Below are 17,341 nucleotides of genomic sequence, written 5' to 3'. Positions count from 1 at the left end.
ATTCGCGATCGACCACGTGGGTATTAACTGCGCTGACTACGCGAAATCCCAGGCGTTCTCGTCGGGAAGATCACCTCGTGTTGGTGGCCGCCGACGAAAACCTCGGTGCGTTCGTGCGCGATCCGGACGGCAACAACGTCGACGCGGTCTATCCCCGGGGTCCGTAGTGTCGTTGGTATGTCAGATGCCGACGCCGCCGCCCGCGAGTTACTCCGCGACGCGTTCACCCGGTTGATCGAACACGTCGACGAGCTCACCGATGGACTGACCGACGAATTGTCCAACTACCGACCCAGCCCGGACGCCAACTCCATCGCCTGGCTGATCTGGCACAGCGCCCGGGTGCAGGACATCCAGCTGGCCCACGTCGCCGGTGTCGAGGAGGTCTGGACCCGCGACGGCTGGGTGGACCGCTTCGCGCTGGATCTGCCGCGCCGCGACACCGGCTACGGCCACGGCGCCGCGGAGGTGGCGAAGGTCCGTGCGCCTGCCGATTTGCTGTCCGGCTACTACCACGCGGTGCACAAGCTCTCGTGCGAGTACATCGCCGGCGTCACCGCCGACGAGCTGGCCCGGGTCGTCGACAGCAACTGGGATCCGCCGGTGACGGCCAGCGCCCGGTTGGTGAGCATCATCGACGACTGCGCCCAGCACCTCGGGCAAGCCGCGTACGTGCGGGGCATCGCGCCGTAGATTGACGGCGTGCGATTCCTCGCGACGCTGACGCTGTGGCTCGCCACCACGATCGCGCTGGCGGTGGCCGTCCCCGGGGCCTGGGTACAGCTCAATCTTGTCGACGAGAACGGCTACGCGGCGCTGGCCCGGAAGGCGGCGGGCGACCCGGCCCTGCAGTCCGCGATGGCCGGTGAACTCACCAGCCGGACGATGACGCTGATCGCCGAGCATGGCGGTGGACGCACTCCCGTGGACAGCGCGCAGGTGCGCGACGCGGCCGGCGCATACACCGCCGGTCCGTCCTTCCCGCCGATGTTCGCGACGGCGAACCGGGCGGCACATCGCTGGCTGTTCGCCGATGCGGGGTCCGGTGATTCCTGGGCGGTCGACGTGGCCCCGATGCTCAACGATCCCGCGTTTGCGCAGATCTTGAGCGAGCACAACGTGAAGGTGCCCGCCACGCTGACCGTGCCGCTGACGGCGTCGGTGCCCCACTCGCTGCGGCCGGGGGAGCTGAGCCGGGTCGGCGCGTGGGGCAAGTGGGCGAGCTTGGGGGCGGTCGCGCTTAGCGGGCTGTTAGCACTGCTGACACTGCTGGCAGCCCGGCGCCGCGGCAAGGCGCTGACCGGTCTGGGCGTTTCGGCGCTGCTGGTCGGCGCCGCCGGGTGGGTCGGCATGGAGGTCGGTGCCCGCTACGTCAACGAGGCGCTCAATCGCACCAGCGGCGACGTCCGCCAGATCGCCGACGTCATGGTCCACACGGCCGAAGCCGGAATGCGGGACTGGCTGAACCTGACGTTGGCCGCCGGCGCGGGGCTGGTCGTCGTCGGCGTGATCGTCGCGGTGCTGGGCAGCCTGGTGAAGAAGGCTTAGCTCAGCGGCAAGGTCGCCAATATCGGGCTGGTCGGCTGGGGTGAGCCCGCGCCGGGTTCGACGGTGAAGGCCAGGGCCGTCGACTTTCCGAGGTTGGTCAGCGTCGCCGTCGTCGAGGGCGAGACGGCCGCGGTGCCCATCGTCCCCGCCGAGGTCGGGCCCTTGGAGTCGATCAACCACATCTGGTAGACGGTGCCCGGAGTGGGCGGCGGCACGTTGTTCATCACCAGCACCCCGGCGCCGCGATCGCGGGAGAAGACCACCGTGGCCGTCCCGTTGGCCAGCGGGCGCGAAACGGTCCGGACGTCCGGGGCCGCCATCACCTGCTCGGCCACCGACTGCGTCGGCGTCGGGCGCAACAGCGTCTGCAGGCCGAATGCCGTCAGGCCCGCCACGATCGCCGCCGCGACCGATATCAATGCGGTGGTGCGCCAACGGTTTTGGCGCTTCACAAGACTTGGTGTGGCCAGGGCGAGCACGGCGGACCGCAGATGCGCGGGCGGTTCGGCGATGGTCGAAGCCGAGACGACGGCCATCGTCTCGCGCACGGCGCGGACTTCCTCGGCGAAGGCCGACGCGATCGACGCCGGTGCGGCCGCGAGGTGCAAGTCGATGTCGGCGCGCTCCGCGTCGGACACCGCGTGCAGGGCGTACGGCGTGGCCAGCTCGAGCAGCTCGAAATCGGTGGGCTCGGTCATGCTACGTCCAGGCAGTTACGCAGCCCGCGCAGCCCGTCGCGGATGCGGGATTTGATCGTCGACAAATTGGCCGCCAGCCGTTGGGCCACCTCCGGGTACGTCAGCCCGCCGTAGTACGCCAGCTCGATGCACTGCCGCTGCGCATCGGTCAGCCCGCCCAGGCAGTCGGCCACCCGGCGGCGCTCGTCGCCGGCGATCGCCGAGTCGGCGACCACGTCGTGGTCGGTGTCGACGTTGGCCGCGCCGTAGCGCGACTCACGGCGACTGCCGGCCTGCTCGGCGCGCACCCGGTCGATCGCCCGCCGGTGCGCCATGGTCAGCAACCAGGACAGGGCGGAGCCGCGGGCCGGGTCGTAGTCCGACGCCGAACGCCACACCTCGAGATAGATCTCCTGGGTGGTTTCCTCGCTGTAACCGGCGTCGCGCAGCACCCGGATCACCAGCCCGAACACCCGGCTCTTGGTCAGGTCGTAGACGGCGGCGAAAGCCTGGGTATCGCCGCGCGCAACTTGACGCAGCAACTCATCCAAGTCGCTGCTCAGCTGCGGCAGTCCGGTCATTGTCAGGTAGCCTATCGCTGTCCGCCGGGCCGCATCGACGACGGCTATCGGCGTGCCGCTCTCGGCGGTCGCGGGACAAAACACGCGGTCCTTTGCTGATATTCCGCGAAGCCCGGCCGGCCGGCCATCAATTTCTCCGTCAGCCGGACCCCGGTCACAAACACCAGGAAGTACGTCATCAGCAGCGGTGAGCCGACCGTGGCCAGCGACCACCAGCCGGTGATGGTGATCAGCCACAGGCCCCACCACACGGTGGCGTCGCCGAAGTAATTGGGGTGACGCGTCCACGCCCACAGACCGCGGTCCATCACCACACCGCGATTGGCTGGGTCGGACTTGAAGATCCGCAGCTGCCGGTCACCGACCGCTTCGAAGGTGACACCCACCAGCCACACGACCACGCCGAGCACCAGCGCGACGGTCAGCGGTTTCGGGGTGGGCCCGGTCACTGCCGACAGTTGCAGCGGAAAGGAGACGAACCAGGTGATCAACGCCTGCAACAGAAAGACTTTGCGCAGCACCACCCCGGGTGTGGCGTTGCGCAGCATGGCGGCATATCGCGGATCCTCACCCTTGCCGGCGGTCTTGCGGTGGATATGCCAGCTCAGCCGCGCGCCCCAGATCGTCACCAGCGCCAGCAGCAACCAGCGGCGGATCGGGTCGCCTTGGCCGAGCGCCGCAGCAACGGCGGCGATCGCGACGAAGCCGATGCCCCACGCGACGTCGACGACGTTGTAGCGGCCGATGCGCTTGCCGATGGTGAACGTGACCGAATGCACCACGGCCAGAACCACAACCGAGGCGCCGGACACCTGGGCCAAGTTCTCTATGATGCTCACGTCACTCATCGGCACCCCTCGCGCGCGAACGTCCACTGGTAGACGTCCAAGTATCCCGATCGGAAGCCCGCCTCGGAATACGCCAGATACAGCTCCCACATTCGCTGGAACACATCGTCGAAGCCGATGTGCGCCAATCGGTCTCGCCGCTGCAGAAACCGCTCCCGCCATAGCCGCAGCGTCTCGGCGTAGTGTGGGCGCAACGAGGTCATGTCGACCGTGCGTAAACCGGTGCGGCGCTCGGTGATTGCGGAGATGGCCTGGGTAGAAGGCAGCAGTCCGCCCGGGAAGATGTACTTCTGGATCCAGGTGTGCGTGTTGCGGCTGGCCATCATCCGGGAGTGCGGCATCGTGATCGCCTGGATCGCAACGCGGCCGCCCGGTCGCACCAGCCGTTCGAGCGTGTCGAAATACCGTTGCCACGCATGGAATCCCACCGCTTCGATCATCTCGACCGACACCACCGCGTCGTAGACCCCCTCGACGTCGCGGTAGTCGCAGAGGTCGATCGTCACCTTGTCGGTCAGCCCCGCCGCGGCAACCCGAAGCCGCGCCAGCTGCTGTTGCTCGACCGACAGGGTCACCGAGCGGATCTCGGCTCCCCGGGTGGCCGCGCGGATGCACAGCTCGCCCCAGCCGGTCCCGATTTCGAGTATCCGGCTGCCCTGGTGAACGCCGGCGAGGTCGAGCAGCCGATCGATCTTGCGCTCTTGTGCGGCAGCCAAATCCGCCGCCGACGCCGGCAACCGGTCGAACAGCGCGCAGGAGTACGTCATGGTCTCGTCGAGGAATTCGGCGAACAGGTCGTTGGACAGGTCGTAATGCTCGGCGATATTGCGCCGGGCGCGATCCCGGCTGGCGCCCCACCACCGCGGCCGGAAGGCCGGCCCGATCGGACGCAACCATTGCAATGGGCGCGGCACCAGTTCGTCCACCGAGGTGGCGAACACCGTCAACAGCCCGCTGAGGTCGTCCGACGACCATTCCCCTGCCATGTAGGACTCGCCGAAGCCGATGAGGCCGTAGCGCCCGATTCGGCGCGCCATCGCTTTCGGTTGGTGGACAACCAAAGTCGGCACCGTCGGGTCGGCCGCACCGACGACCGTGCCGTCGGGGTAGGCCACTCGCAGCGGAAGCCGAGCGGCCGCGCGTCGCAGCAGCCGGTCGGCGGCCGCGGCCGCGGCCGCACTCCCGGGCCCGGACGGCACCTTCGCGATTGCCGGCCAGCGTTCGGAATCGATTGCCGCCGAGGGTTTTCGGATGGTCGGTACGGTCATCGCGGTACCAACGGAACTCGACGTAACCACAGTTTGATCCCCTGAATTCGGATACGTAAAGCCACCACCAGCGGTGCCAGCGGCGAAATGAGTTGCATGATCGCGACCTGTGCGGCGGTCGCGGGCCGCCGTTGCCCGCGCATGTTGGCCACGAACGCGGGCTGACGGTCGCGGCGCAGCTCGATGGTGATGTCGACTTCGTTGTCGGGCCGAGGTGCTCGCACCAGGTAGTAGCCGTCCACGGCATTGAACGGCGAGACATAGAACTTCTTCTCGGTGACCACCGGCATGTCGGCCGGGGGCAGCAGGTAGGCGTGGCGGTCGCCGTAGGTGTTGTGCACCTCGGCGATCACATGGCGCAGCCGGCCGTCGCGGTCGTGGCACCAAAAGACGCTCAGCGGATTGAACACATACCCGAGCACGCGCGCCTGCAGCAAAGCGGTGACGCGACCCTCGGGCGCGGCCAGGCCGCGCTCGGCGAAGAAGGCACCGAGCCGGTCGCGCAACGAGCCCTGCTGCCCAGGGGCGAAGTGGTCAGAGGCGCGAAAGCGGGCGAACGGTCGCAGCCACCAGGGCAGCCGCGGCAGGTCGTCGAGGTCGACATACCAGCTGTAGCTTCGGTATTCGAACGAGTGGCGCACCGGTGCCTGTCGCGAATGGCTGATCGTGGTGCGGTAGAGCGCGGGCGTCAGCATCGGGCGACCGCCTCGCACCGGGTCGCCGTCGGCCAGTCGGCACCGAGGCGCCGCGCCGCGGCCAGGCCCGAGGCGGCGCCGTCCTCGTGGAAACCCCAGCCGTGGTAGGCGCCGGCGAAGACCACCCGATCATCATCCAGTGTGGGCAACAATGCTTGTGCCGCAACGGATTCCGGCGTGTATAACGGATGACTGTAGGTCATTTCGGCGATCACCGACGCCGGATCGACGCGGTTGTGACCGCCCAGGGTCACCAGGTACCGGCGGTTGCCATCCAGCCGCATGAGTCTGCTGACGTCATAGGTGACCACGACATGGTCCTTCTCGGGGGTAACCAGGTAGTTCCATGATGCGCGCGCACGGCGATGCCTGGGTAGCAGCGACTCGTCGGTGTGCAGCTGTGCCTGATTGGTCGAGTACGGAATCGCGCCCAGCACCGCGCGCTCCCAGGGGTTCGGATCGTCGAGCAGCAGCAGCGCCTGGTCGGGATGCACGGCGACGACGGCTGCGTCGAACAGCCGCGGCGGGTTGTCGCCCGACCGCACCCACACGCCGTCGGGTACCCGCCGCAGCGAGGTCACCGGCGTCCCGGTCGACACCTCGGCGAGCCGTGCGGCGATGGCCTGCACGTAGTGCGCCGAACCCCCGGTCACGGTGCGCCAGGTGGGGGAGCCGAACACCGAAAGCATGCCGTGGTGGTCGAGGAAGACGAACAGATAGCGCGCCGGGTAGCGCAGGGCGTCGTCGCCGGCGCACGACCACACCGCCGCGACCAGTGGGGTGATGAAAAAGTCGATGAAATAGGACGAGAAGCGGTGCCGGCGCAGAAAGGATTCCAGCGTCTCCAGTTCCTCTGGCTCGGTGCTGTCGTCGCGCAGCAGCAGCGCCGCGGCGCGGTGGAAGCGGGTGATCTCGGCGAGCATGTGCAGGTAGCGGGGCCGCAGCGACTGCTTACACGCGAACAACCCACTCAGGCCCAGGGCGCCGGCGTATTCGAGCCCGATCTCGTCGGCGCGCACCGACATCGACATCTCGGATTCCTGGGTGGCCACCCCCAGCTCGCTCAGCAGCCGGCACAGCGTCGGATAGGTACGGTCGTTGTGCACCAGAAACGCCGAGTCGACGCCGATCACCGCGCCGCCGTCGTCCAGGAAATGGGTGTGCGCGTGGCCGCCCAGCCGCACGTCGGCTTCATACAGCGTGACGCGGTCCCGGCCGGACAGGATGTAGGCGGCGGTAAGGCCGGCTACGCCGCTGCCGATGACCGCGACTGAACGCACGTGTGACGAGTCCACGACTCCTATTCGTAACCACGCAGCTGGCGGATGGGCTGCTTCGCCCTTAAGGATGTCTAGCCGAAAGTGAACGAAAACACCTGCAGGCCCTTGCTCACCTGCAGGTCGAACTGATCGCGGTGGGCGCCGCCATCGGACACGATTTCGTGCAGCGTGGGGACGCCGCCGATCGGTGTGGTGGTGGTTTTCCCGTCGCGGGTCATGGTGATGGTTCCGGTGCCGCCCACGACGACGAAGACGCTCTTGGCCGTGTAGTTCAGCCGGATCGCGGCGTCGTCGCTTTCGGCGGTGATGCCCTGGTCGTCGAGGGTCCACCGGCCGCGCAGGGCGAATCTGTCGTTGGCCAGCTGTGCCGGGAAGCCGAACCCCGCGGTGCCCGCCTGATAGCTGCCGTCACCGCCGTAGGTGGTGGCTTTGTCGGGCGCCAGGTAGGTCTCGGGGGTGAGGTTGGTCTTCGGGGTGGTGTCGGCCCCGTTGGCCGGCGCGGGCAGGGCGACGTTCGGATTGGCGTCCCTCAGCAGTTGGCGGATCAGCTTCTCGGTGCCGTCGTAGTCGCCTTCGCCGAATTTGGTGTGCCGCAGCGTTCCGTTCCCGTCGATCAGGTATTCGGCCGGCCAGTACATGTTGTTGAAGGCGTTCCAGGTCGCGTAGTCGTTGTCCAGCGCGATGGGGTAGTCGATGTGCAAGCCGGCGGCACCGCTGGCCACGTTGCCGGGGACCCGTTCGAAGGCGTACTCGGGAGTGTGCACCCCGATGACCACCAAGCCGCTGTCGCGGTAGCGGTTGTACCAATCGACGACGTGCGGGATGGCGCGTTGGCAGTTGATGCAGGAGTAGGCCCAAAAGTCGATCAGGACGACCTTGCCCCGCACCGACGCGGGGTCGAGCGGTTTGCCGTCCGGGGTGTTGAGCCATCCGGTGATGCCGGTGATGGCCGGGGCCTGCCCGCACTGCTGCAGCTCGGTAGCGCCGTCGGTGCAGTTGGTGGGCAGCCCGTTACTGGTGTTGCCCTGATTGAGTTCCAGCACGCTACCCGTGGTCGGCCCCGGTGGGTGACTGGGGATCAGTGAGCGTTGGATATCGTTGGCGCCCAAGCGATTCTGCATCGCAGTCGTGTAGTCGGGGACGGCGCGCTGCAGCAGGGCGGGTAAATTGAACACCAGCGCCACCGCGAGCACGATCATCATGATTCCGCCGACGATCTGAATCTGGCGTTGACGACGGCGGAAGGCCGTAACCCGTTGCGCGACTTGCCGTCCGGCCAGCGCGAAAGCCAACAGCGGTATCGCGTTGCCGAGCGCGAACGTGGCGGTCAACACGAACGTGGCCGGCCCGAGCGACGTCGTGCCGCCGGCCACCACGATCGCGGCCAGCACCGGCCCGGCGCAGGGTACATACAGGGCGCCCAACGTCAGTCCCAGGCCGAAACCATCTGTGCTGGCGCTGCTTTGGCGTTGCGGTAGGAAGGCGAACGGCCGCTCGATCAGGTGTTGCAGCGGCGGGAAGATCAAACCCAGGCCGATCAGAGTGAGCACCACCAGTGCGGTCCACCGGATGGCATCCTGCGGCAGATGCAGTGCTGACAGCAGCGCGGAGCCGATCAGGGTGGCCAGGCTGAAGCTGCACACCAGGCCCGCGATCACCAAGTAGGGACGCATCGCCGAACTCAAACCGCGACTGCTGGCTTTGCTGTCGCTGCCGTCCATGCCGGACAGAAAAATCACCGGAAGCACGGGCAGGATGCATGGCGAGATGCCGGTGATCAGGCCACCGAGCAAGCCGATGAGCGCAATTGTGTGCATACGAGTTATTCGAGACGGCGGCGGTTACGGACGGGATAAAAGACGCTCACGACTCTCCACGGTAGCCGCCGGCGGAAAGCACATCGCGTGCGTTATACAAATCACATGACGTGCGTTACGCTCCGTCGGTGGCGCAACTCACGTTTCAGCGTGCCCGCACCGAAGAGAACAAGCGCCGACGTGCGGCCGCACTCGTCGAAGCCGCGCGCTCCCTGGCACGCGAGACCGGGGTTGCGTCGGTGACGCTGACCGCCGTCGCCGGTCGCGCCGGCATTCACTACTCGGCGGTGCGCCGCTACTTCACTTCGCACAAAGAGGTCCTGCTCCATCTCGCCGCCGAGGGGTGGGTGCGATGGTCGGGCACGGTGTGCGAGGAGCTGGCTCAGCCGGGCCCCATGTCGCCGGCGCGGGTGGCCGAAACTTTGGCCAACGGGCTGGCGGCCGATCCACTGTTCTGCGACCTGCTCGCCAATCTGCACCTGCACCTCGAGCATGAGGTGGAGGTGGATCGGGTGGTCGACATCCGGCGAACGATCTCCGCCGCCGCGGTCGCCCTCGCCGATGCCATCGAACGCGCGCTGCCCAAACTCGGCCGCTCGGGCGCGTTCGACAGCTTGATCGCCGCCTACTCGTTGGCGGCCGCTTTCTGGCAGATCGCCAACCCGCCGGAGCGGCTCACCGATGCCTACGCCGACCAGCCGGAGGCCGTGCCGCCCGAGGAGTGGAATATCGAATTCGGCCCCGCCCTCACCCGGGTGCTCACCGCCACTTGCATCGGTCTCCTCGCCGAATCGCCATGAGCAGAAAGCGGATTGGGATGTTCGAACTCCGAGCCATCGCAGCGTCGGCGAACCCGGACCGGCCCGCCGCGCGCCGGAGCGCGGGCGCGTTTGCGGGACTTGGCGCACCGAAGCAAACGGTGCGCGGCTCGCGCGGTCCGGCCATGGCTCAAGCACTCGGACGGGCGGTTGATCGCTCGGCAAGCGGAAGGTGAGTGAGTGGCAAAGGCGCCTGTTGCCAATGCGGTGAGACGACTGTGGATCGTTCTCGTCATCGCGGTCGTGATCGCGGTAGCGGTTTTCTGCGTCCTTCGCCTGCGCTCCTTCTTCGGCAATCACGACACGTCGGGGATCGGCAGCAGCAGCCTGGACGACATCAAGCCGTTCAACCCGAAGCACGTGGTCTACAAGGTGTACGGGTCGGGGAGCACCGCCAATATCAACTATCTGGACATCAATGCCCAGCCGCGGCGCATCGACAACGTGCCTCTGCCCTGGACGCTCTCGGTCACCACCACGCTCCCGTCGGTGAGCGTCAACGTGGTCGCGCAAACCGACGGAGACCAGATCGGCTGCCAGATCATCGTGAACGACGTAGTCAAGGACGAAAGGTCGGTCACCGGAGTGAACGCTGAAACCTTTTGCATAGTGAAGTCCGCATGACCGATCACCAAGCCGCCGGGCTTCCCCACATGCCGCTTTTCGCGCGGTCGGTGTACAAATTCGCGCCCTTGATCGTCGTGGGCTGGGTCGCGCTGGTGGTATGCCTGTCCATGTTCGTCCCCGACCTGGAAACGGTCGGCAAGCAACACACCGTGCCGATGAGCCCGAAAGAGGCGGCATCGATGCAGGCGACGCAGCGCGTCGGCAAGGTCTTCAACGAATTCACCAGCGACAGCGCAATCATGATCCTGCTGGAGGGTGACAAGCCGCTCGGCGACGACGCCCACCGCTTTTACGACCAGCTGATCAAGAAGCTCGAGGCGGACACGACGCACGTCGAGCACGTCCAGGACTTCTGGGGCGATCCCCTGACGGCGGCCGGCTCCCAGAGCTCGGACGGCAAGGCCGCCTACGTGCAGGTGTATCTGCGGGGTAACCAGGGCGAGACCAAGGCCAACGAGTCCGTCCGATCGGTTCGCCGAGTGGTGGACTCGACGCAACCGCCGCCCGGGGTGAAGGCGTACGTGACCGGTGCGGCGGCCCTGACCGCCGATCAGTCGGCGGCCGGTGACAAGGGCGTCATCTTGGTCACCCTGCTGACGTTCGCCGTGATCATCGTGATGTTGCTGTGGGTGTACCGCTCATTCATCACCATGTTCGTCACCCTGGTGATGGTGGTGCTCGAGCTGTTCGCGGCGCGCCAGGTTGTCGCGTTCCTGGCGCATAACGAGGTCATCGGCCTGTCAACCTTCGCCGTGAACCTGCTGGTGTTGATGGTGATCGCGGCGAGCACCGACTACGCCATCTTCGTGCTGGGCCGGTACCAGGAGGCGCGATCGCTGGGCGAGGACCGAGAACAGGCCTTCTACACCATGTTCCACGGGACCGCGCACGTGGTGCTGGGCTCCGGCCTCACCATCGCCGGCGCGATGTATTGCCTTAGCTTCACCCGCCTTCCGTATTTCCAGAGCCTCGGCATCCCGTGCGCGGTGGGGACGCTTGTCGCCGTGTTCGCGGCGCTCACCCTCGGGCCGGCCATCTTGGCGGTGGGCAGCCGCAGTCGCTTCCACCTGTTCGACCCCAAGCGGAAGATGCGGACCCGGGGCTGGCGGCGCGTGGGCACCGCGATCGTCCGGTGGCCGGGGCCGATCCTGGGCGTGTCGATCGGCATCGCGCTCATCGGCCTGCTGGCACTGCCCGGCTACAAGACCAATTACGACAACCGCCAGTACCTTCCGGCGAGCACGAAGGCGGTCGTCGGATACGAAGCCGCGGAGCGGCACTTCTCCAACGCCCGGATGAACCCGGAACTGCTGTTGATCGAAAGCGATCACGACATGCGGAATCCGGCGAACATGTTGGTACTGGACCGAATTGCCCGATTTGTCTTCCACATCCCCGGCGTTGCCCGCGTCCAGACGATCACCAGGCCGCTGGGAGCGCCGATCGAGCACACATCGATCCCGTTCCAGATCAGCATGCAGAACACGACGCAGGTCGAAAACCAGGAGTACATGAAGAAGCGGATGGCCGACATGCTCACCCAGGCCGACGCGATGCAGATGTCCATCGACACGATGCAGCGGATGTACGACATCACCTCGAAGATGGCCGCCGTCACGCACCACATGGACGGCCTCACGCACGAGATGCTGGACGTCACAAGCAATATGCGTGACGAGATCGCCAACTTCGACGACTTCTTCCGACCGATCCGCAGCTACTTCTATTGGGAGAAGCACTGTTTCGACATTCCGGTCTGCTGGTCGCTGCGATCCATCCTGGATGCCCTCGACGGCCTGGATCAGATCGTCGAAAAGTTCCAGTACCTGTCGAATGACATTGGTCAGCTTGATGCGTTGCTACCGCAGATGCTGGCGCAGATGCCGCCGATGATCGCAACGATGTCCACGATGAAGCAGATGATGCTGACCATGCACAGCTCGATGAACTCGATGTACGACCAGATGGACGTGATGAGCCAGAACTCGACCGCCATGGGTCAGGCGTTCGACGCGGCCAAGAATGACGACTCCTTCTATATTCCGCCGGAGGTCTTCGACAACCCCGACTTCAAGCGCGGTCTGAAGATGTTCTTGTCGCCCGACGGCCACGCCGCCCGTTTCATCATTTCCCATGACGTCGCTCCGGCGACGCCCGAAGGCATTTCGCACGTCGATCCGATCAAGTTGGCGGCGAAGGAAGCGATCAAGGGCACGCCACTGGAGGGCTCCAAGATCTGGCTGGGCGGCACGGCCGCGGTCTACAAGGACATGCGAGACGGGTCCAAGTACGACCTGATGATCGCCGGGATATCGGCGGCCAGCCTGATCCTGATCATCATGCTGATCATCACCCGCAGCCTGGTCGCCGCGATCACCATCGTGGGTACCGTGCTGCTGTCGTTGGGAGCCTCCTTCGGCCTCTCGGTGCTCGTCTGGCAGGACATCCTGGGCATCGAACTGCACTGGATGGTGCTGGCGATGTCGGTCATCCTGCTGTTGGCAGTGGGGTCCGACTACAACCTGCTGCTGGTGTCCCGATTCAAAGAGGAGATCCACGCGGGGTTGAAGACCGGAATCATTCGGTCGATGGCCGGCACCGGTGCGGTGGTGACGTCTGCCGGTCTGGTGTTCGCCGCCACGATGGCGACGTTTGCGATCAGCCCGCTGCGCGTCATGGGGCAGGTCGGAACCACCATTGCCCTGGGCCTGTTGTTCGACACCCTGATCGTGCGGTCGTTCATGATGCCGTCGGTCGCGGCGTTGATGGGGCGCTGGTTCTGGTGGCCGACGCAGGTGCGCACCCGCCCGGCCAGTCAGATGCTGCGGCCCTACGGCCCGCGCCCCGCGGTTCGCAAATTGCTCAACGAGCCCCTGCTGGTGCCCGCCAATGGCCAGTCACCCAACGGGCAGGCGGCCACTACGGATCGCTTCCCGGCGCACTACTGACGGATTACAGCGCTACCACCTGGGGCAGCACGTCGTTGGTCTCTTGCACTGACTCGCCGCAGGTGCGGCAGTGCGAACTCGCGTAGCGGCGAAGCCGTCCGACCTTCACCCGCGCCTCGGGCTCGACGTGCTGTCCACGAACCACGCACAGCATGTCGACGACCAGGCCGGCTTCGCGGGCGTGCACGTGCACGATGCGTGTGGTCGGGGCGTCGGAGTCGCCGACGACCTCACGCCAGTCGAGGGCTGCGGCTGGGAGCGTGGCTGGGGTCGCGGTGCGCATGGCCACCACTATTCCCCGTGCGCTGGTCGGCAAACATCCACCGAACGGGCCTGACATCGGCTGATTCGGTTGTCCCCCAATCGGGGGACGAAAAGCAATTAACCCCGGGCCGGGCCCGGGGTTAATTGGTGAGTGCGGGGGTTTACGCCCAGTTCCAGACCGACATGTCGCCGGGCGGGTACTGATTGCAGATGTCGGTCGACTTGGCGACCACACCCTTGTTGTTGAAGAAGATCTTCATGTGGTTGGGCCAGGCCACCCAGAGCGGGTCGGAGACCGGCGCGTAGAAGTTCTCGGAGTAGCCGCGACGGTCCTGCGGCGCCAACGAGTAGAACCAGTGCGCCTTGTCGATCGTCGCCTGCTGGACGTTCGGGTGGTTGTTGAAGTCGATCATGTACCGCTGGTAGTACACCGGGCTGGTGTCCCGGGTGGCCGCCAGGATCTGCTCGGCGTCACACGTGGTGTTGATCATCCGGCGGGGGATCGGGAAGTCCTCCGTGGAGTCCGCCCCCGCGGTCGCCGGGACGGTCACAGCGGCCATCCCCATTGCAAAGAACATGGCGCCTGCGCGCAGGCACGAACTCAGCCGAGACATAGGTATCACGGTAGCACTTCGGGCATCCTGCGGGCGAGTCTTGGTCGACCTTTTAGTCCAGCTTATTAGCTATCACTATCAGGGACGATGACGTGCGAGGGGTCGGGTCGCAGGTCAGGTGGGGCCTGGCTGTAGTCGCCGAAGGGGCCGTCGCGGCGCTGCACCGCGGCCCGGACGCCCTGGGTTTGAGCGGTGTCGATGAAGCCGAGCGCGTCGGGAGTATTGCGCATCAGGCCGTCCAGGATGCCGCCCAGCGTTTGGGTGGACGCCAGGCCCATGTTCTCGTAGGCCTGGTTGACGATCAGCTTCTGCGCCTGCAGCTGCGACAGTGGGATGTGTGCCAGCTCGGCGGCGATCTCTGCCACCCGGGCCTCGAGGCGGTCGAACGGCACCGCCTCGTTGATCAGCTCGATCTGGGCGGCCTGGACGCCGGACAGCGGCCGGCCGGTCAGCGAATGCCACTTGGCCTTGGCCAGGCTCAGGCGGTAGAGCCACATGCCGGTCAGGTACGCACCCCACATCCGGCTGTAAGGAGTGCCGATGACGGCATCTTCGCTGGCGATGATGATGTCGGCGCACAGCGCGTAATCGCTCGCGCCGCCGACACACCAGCCGTGCACCTGCGCGATCACCGGCTTGGACGCGCGCCAGATCGCCATGAACTTTTGCGTCGGCCCGGTCTCGCGGGCGCTGACCATCGCGAAGTCCTTACCCGGATCCCACTTGCCGTCGGTCATCATCGACGCGCCCCACTGCTGGAATCCGCCGCCGAAGTCGTAGCCGCCGGAGAACGCCCGGCCGGCGCCGCGCAGCACGATGACCTTTACTCCCGGATCCCGCTCGGCGAGGCCGATGGCGGACTCGATCTCGTCGGGCATCGGCGGCACGATCGTGTTGAGGTGCTCGGGGCGGTTCAGCGTGATGGTCGCGACCGGACCGGAGGTCCGGTACAGCACGGTCTCGAAGTCGGGCTTGGAATCTGACATAGGCCCCAGTGTGGGCTAGCGCTCCTCGACGGGCGGGTCGGGTTCGCGATTTTCCGGACTCGACGCGTAGATCTGGTCGCCGATCTTGAGGTAGGGCGTTGTGAAGTAAGCCGTGCTCAGGACCAGTGTGGAGAAGATCAGTGTCGTGATGACGGCGTTCGGCCACAGTTGTCCCGTCCCGAAGCCGAAAAGGACGATGCCGAGAGCCGAGGTCCCCCAGTAGAAGTACCGGGCCTTGCGGCGCTGCGAGATGAAGCGAAAACGCGACTGCGCCCACCCCGCGATGATCAGGATCAGACCGGCGATGACCATGCCGAATTCGATGATGTCGAGGATCTTCACGGTTGGCCTCCCAGTGTCCGCCATAGGAACGAATAGCTCAGAGCCGATTTGAAAGCGGCTTGCTCATTGTCCGCCGCACCGGCGTGCCCACCCTCGATATTCTCGTACAACCAGACCCGGTGGCCCGCGGCCTGCAGCGCCGCGACCATCTTGCGGGCGTGGCCGGGATGCACCCGGTCGTCGCGCGTGGACGTGGTGAACAGCACCTGAGGGTAATGACGCGTCGCCGAAATGTTCTGGTAGGGCGAGTATTTGGAGATGAAATCCCAGTCGTCCGGGTTGTCGGGATCGCCGTACTCGGCCACCCATGACGCGCCGGCCAGCAACAGGTGGTAGCGCTTCATGTCCAGCAGCGGCACATCGCAGACCAACGCGCCAAACTTCTCCGGGTACTTGGTCAACATGATGCCCATCAGCAGGCCGCCGTTGCTGCCGCCCTGGGCGCCCAGTTGCGCGACACTGGTGATGCCGCGGTTCACCAAATCGTCTGCCACCGCGGCGAAATCCTCGTCGACCTTGTGCCGGTTCTCGCGCATCGCCTGGGTATGCCAGCGCGGCCCGTACTCGCCGCCGCCGCGAATGTTGGCCATCACGTAGGTGCCGCCGCGGGCCAGCCACAGCCGGCCCAACACCCCGCTGTACCCGGGCGTCCTGGAGGATTCGAAACCGCCGTAACCGCCGAGCAGGGTGGGGCCGGGGCCTTCGAGCGCGCGTGACCGCACCACGAAGTACGGGATCTTCGTCCCGTCGTTCGACGGCACGAAATACTGTTTCACGTCCAGGTTTTCGGCATCGAAGAATTCCGGCGCAGACTTGATCTGCTCGAGTTTCCCGGCGCCGGTGCCGCGCAGCAGCTGCGAAGGCATATCGAATCCACTTGAATCCAAAAAGAATTCGTCGCCGGTGTCGTCGGCGGCCGCGATCACCGTGTTGGTCGCCGGTGGGATTCCGGCGATCGCTTCGCGCTGCCAGGTGCCGGGCATGACGATTTCGACCCGGCTGGCGACGTCGGCCAACGTGACCAGCAACAGCCGGTCGCGGGTCCACGCCGTCTGGTGCAGGCAGGTGTGCTCGTCCGGTTCGAAGACCACTTGCAAATCGGCTGTCCCGGCCAGGAATTCGTCGTAGCCGGCCGCCAGTAGTGAGCCGGCGCGATAGGTGGCGGCGCCGAACGTCCAATCGCTGCGCAGCTCGATCAACAGCCATTCACGATGAATCGACGTGCTCGCGTCGGTCGGCACGTCGATGCGGATCAGTTCCGACCCGCGTATTTCGTAGAGCTCCGAATTCCAGAAGTCGATGGAACGGCCCGCGAAGCTGCGCTCGAAGCCCGGCGTCCGGTCGGCGTTCGCCCCGGCGCTGACGTCGGTACGTGTGCCGGAGAAGATCGTCTCGGCCTCGCTCAACGGAGTGCCGCGCCGCCATCGCTTCACGATGCGCGGGTATCCGGATTCGGTCAGCGAATCGGGGCCGAAGTCCGTGCCGACCAGCACCGTATCCGGGTCGGCCCAGCCGATCTGCGACTTGGCTTCCGGCAGCGCGAATCCGTCGGGGATGAATTCCCGTGTGCGCATGTCGAATTCGCGCACGATCACCGCGTCCGAGCCGCCGCGGGAGAGATTGACCAGGGCGCGGGTGAACTCCGGTTCGATGACCGTGGCGCCGGCCCACACCCACTTCTCGTCGTCCGCTCGACCGAGCTCGTCGACATCGATCAGCACGTCCCACTCGGGGGAGTCGCTCCGGTAGCTGTCCAGCGTGGTGCGCCGCCAGAGCCCGCGCGGGTTGGCGGCGTCGCGCCAGAAGTTGTACAGGTACTCGCCGCGGCGGCGCACATAGGGGATGCGGGCGTCGGTGTCGAGCACCTCCAGGGCCTCGGCGCGCATCCGTTCGAAGTCCGCGTCGCAGAACTGCGCCATCGTCGGTTTGTTGCGCGCCCGCACCCAATCCAGCGCCTTTTCGGCGGTGACGTCCTCAAGCCACAGGTGTGGGTCGTCGGGGTCCGAATCTGTCGTTGTCATGAAAGCC

General features: G+C 66.2%; 17 protein-coding genes. 5 read left to right on the top strand and 12 right to left on the bottom strand.

The window, feature by feature from the left end; all coding sequences use genetic code 11:
- Positions 1–177: 177 nt before the first annotated feature.
- On the top strand, positions 178–693 hold the full coding sequence (locus SKC41_RS03940) for a mycothiol transferase (RefSeq protein ID WP_330976415.1): 516 nt from the start codon (positions 178–180) through the stop codon (positions 691–693).
- A 9-nt stretch (positions 694–702) separates the two neighbouring features.
- The gene (locus tag SKC41_RS03935; RefSeq protein WP_330976414.1) at positions 703–1,548 is read left to right on the top strand and encodes a hypothetical protein; all 846 of its coding nucleotides are present in this window, start codon (positions 703–705) and stop codon (positions 1,546–1,548) included.
- Here the strand turns inward: SKC41_RS03935 and SKC41_RS03930 are convergent.
- The 7 genes from SKC41_RS03930 to SKC41_RS03900 are packed head-to-tail and all read right to left on the bottom strand — an operon-like array spanning position 1,545 to position 8,714.
- The gene (locus tag SKC41_RS03930; RefSeq protein ID WP_330976413.1) at positions 1,545–2,246 is read right to left on the bottom strand and encodes an anti-sigma factor; all 702 of its coding nucleotides are present in this window, start codon (positions 2,244–2,246) and stop codon (positions 1,545–1,547) included. The genes SKC41_RS03935 and SKC41_RS03930 overlap by 4 nt on opposite strands.
- Positions 2,243–2,806: a sigma-70 family RNA polymerase sigma factor gene (locus SKC41_RS03925; RefSeq protein ID WP_330976412.1), complete on the bottom strand. Its 564-nt coding sequence runs from the start codon at positions 2,804–2,806 to the stop codon at positions 2,243–2,245. The genes SKC41_RS03930 and SKC41_RS03925 overlap by 4 nt, the downstream gene beginning before the upstream one ends.
- A gap of 44 nt (positions 2,807–2,850) precedes the next feature.
- Positions 2,851–3,654 (bottom strand): DUF1295 domain-containing protein, encoded by an 804-nt coding sequence (locus tag SKC41_RS03920; RefSeq protein WP_330976411.1) that lies wholly within the window; start codon positions 3,652–3,654, stop codon positions 2,851–2,853.
- A complete protein-coding gene (locus SKC41_RS03915) occupies positions 3,651–4,922 on the bottom strand; it encodes a class I SAM-dependent methyltransferase (protein WP_330976410.1) in 1,272 nt (423 codons plus the stop codon). Before SKC41_RS03915 ends, SKC41_RS03920 begins: the two co-directional genes overlap by 4 nt.
- A complete protein-coding gene (locus SKC41_RS03910) occupies positions 4,919–5,617 on the bottom strand; it encodes a DUF1365 domain-containing protein (protein WP_330976409.1) in 699 nt (232 codons plus the stop codon). The genes SKC41_RS03915 and SKC41_RS03910 overlap by 4 nt, the downstream gene beginning before the upstream one ends.
- Positions 5,611–6,912 carry an NAD(P)/FAD-dependent oxidoreductase gene (locus SKC41_RS03905; RefSeq protein WP_330976408.1) on the bottom strand — a complete coding sequence of 434 codons (1,302 nt, stop codon included), beginning with the start codon at positions 6,910–6,912 and terminating at the stop codon, positions 5,611–5,613. Before SKC41_RS03905 ends, SKC41_RS03910 begins: the two co-directional genes overlap by 7 nt.
- Before the next feature lie 56 nt (positions 6,913–6,968).
- Positions 6,969–8,714 (bottom strand): cytochrome c biogenesis protein DipZ, encoded by a 1,746-nt coding sequence (locus SKC41_RS03900; protein ID WP_330976407.1) that lies wholly within the window; start codon positions 8,712–8,714, stop codon positions 6,969–6,971.
- A gap of 110 nt (positions 8,715–8,824) precedes the next feature.
- Between SKC41_RS03900 and SKC41_RS03895 the strand changes: the two genes are divergently transcribed.
- From SKC41_RS03895 to SKC41_RS03885, 3 genes are all read left to right on the top strand, one after another.
- Positions 8,825–9,514 carry a TetR family transcriptional regulator gene (locus tag SKC41_RS03895; protein ID WP_330976406.1) on the top strand — a complete coding sequence of 230 codons (690 nt, stop codon included), beginning with the start codon at positions 8,825–8,827 and terminating at the stop codon, positions 9,512–9,514.
- A gap of 198 nt (positions 9,515–9,712) precedes the next feature.
- A complete protein-coding gene (locus tag SKC41_RS03890; RefSeq protein WP_330976405.1) occupies positions 9,713–10,156 on the top strand; it encodes an MmpS family transport accessory protein in 444 nt (147 codons plus the stop codon).
- 29 nt (positions 10,157–10,185) lie between these two features.
- A complete protein-coding gene (locus SKC41_RS03885) occupies positions 10,186–13,107 on the top strand; it encodes an MMPL/RND family transporter (protein ID WP_442931659.1) in 2,922 nt (973 codons plus the stop codon).
- A 4-nt stretch (positions 13,108–13,111) separates the two neighbouring features.
- On the opposite strand, the gene SKC41_RS03880 is transcribed toward SKC41_RS03885, so the two are convergent.
- From SKC41_RS03880 to SKC41_RS03860, 5 genes are all read right to left on the bottom strand, one after another.
- Positions 13,112–13,390: a hypothetical protein gene (locus SKC41_RS03880; protein ID WP_330976403.1), complete on the bottom strand. Its 279-nt coding sequence runs from the start codon at positions 13,388–13,390 to the stop codon at positions 13,112–13,114.
- A gap of 142 nt (positions 13,391–13,532) precedes the next feature.
- The gene (locus SKC41_RS03875; protein ID WP_090599662.1) at positions 13,533–13,985 is read right to left on the bottom strand and encodes a DUF5078 domain-containing protein; all 453 of its coding nucleotides are present in this window, start codon (positions 13,983–13,985) and stop codon (positions 13,533–13,535) included.
- 65 nt (positions 13,986–14,050) lie between these two features.
- Entirely contained in the window at positions 14,051–14,971 is a 921-nt protein-coding gene (locus tag SKC41_RS03870; RefSeq protein ID WP_330976402.1) for a crotonase/enoyl-CoA hydratase family protein, read from the bottom strand.
- A gap of 15 nt (positions 14,972–14,986) precedes the next feature.
- Positions 14,987–15,313 (bottom strand): hypothetical protein, encoded by a 327-nt coding sequence (locus SKC41_RS03865; protein WP_330976401.1) that lies wholly within the window; start codon positions 15,311–15,313, stop codon positions 14,987–14,989.
- Complete coding sequence (locus tag SKC41_RS03860; protein ID WP_330976400.1) at positions 15,310–17,334, bottom strand: prolyl oligopeptidase family serine peptidase; 2,025 nt, start codon at positions 17,332–17,334, stop codon at positions 15,310–15,312. Before SKC41_RS03860 ends, SKC41_RS03865 begins: the two co-directional genes overlap by 4 nt.
- Positions 17,335–17,341: the final 7 nt, after the last annotated feature.

The organism is Mycobacterium sp. 050128 (genome assembly GCF_036409155.1).
Lineage (GTDB): Bacteria > Actinomycetota > Actinomycetes > Mycobacteriales > Mycobacteriaceae > Mycobacterium.
This window is presented reverse-complemented; position numbering and strand designations above follow the sequence as displayed.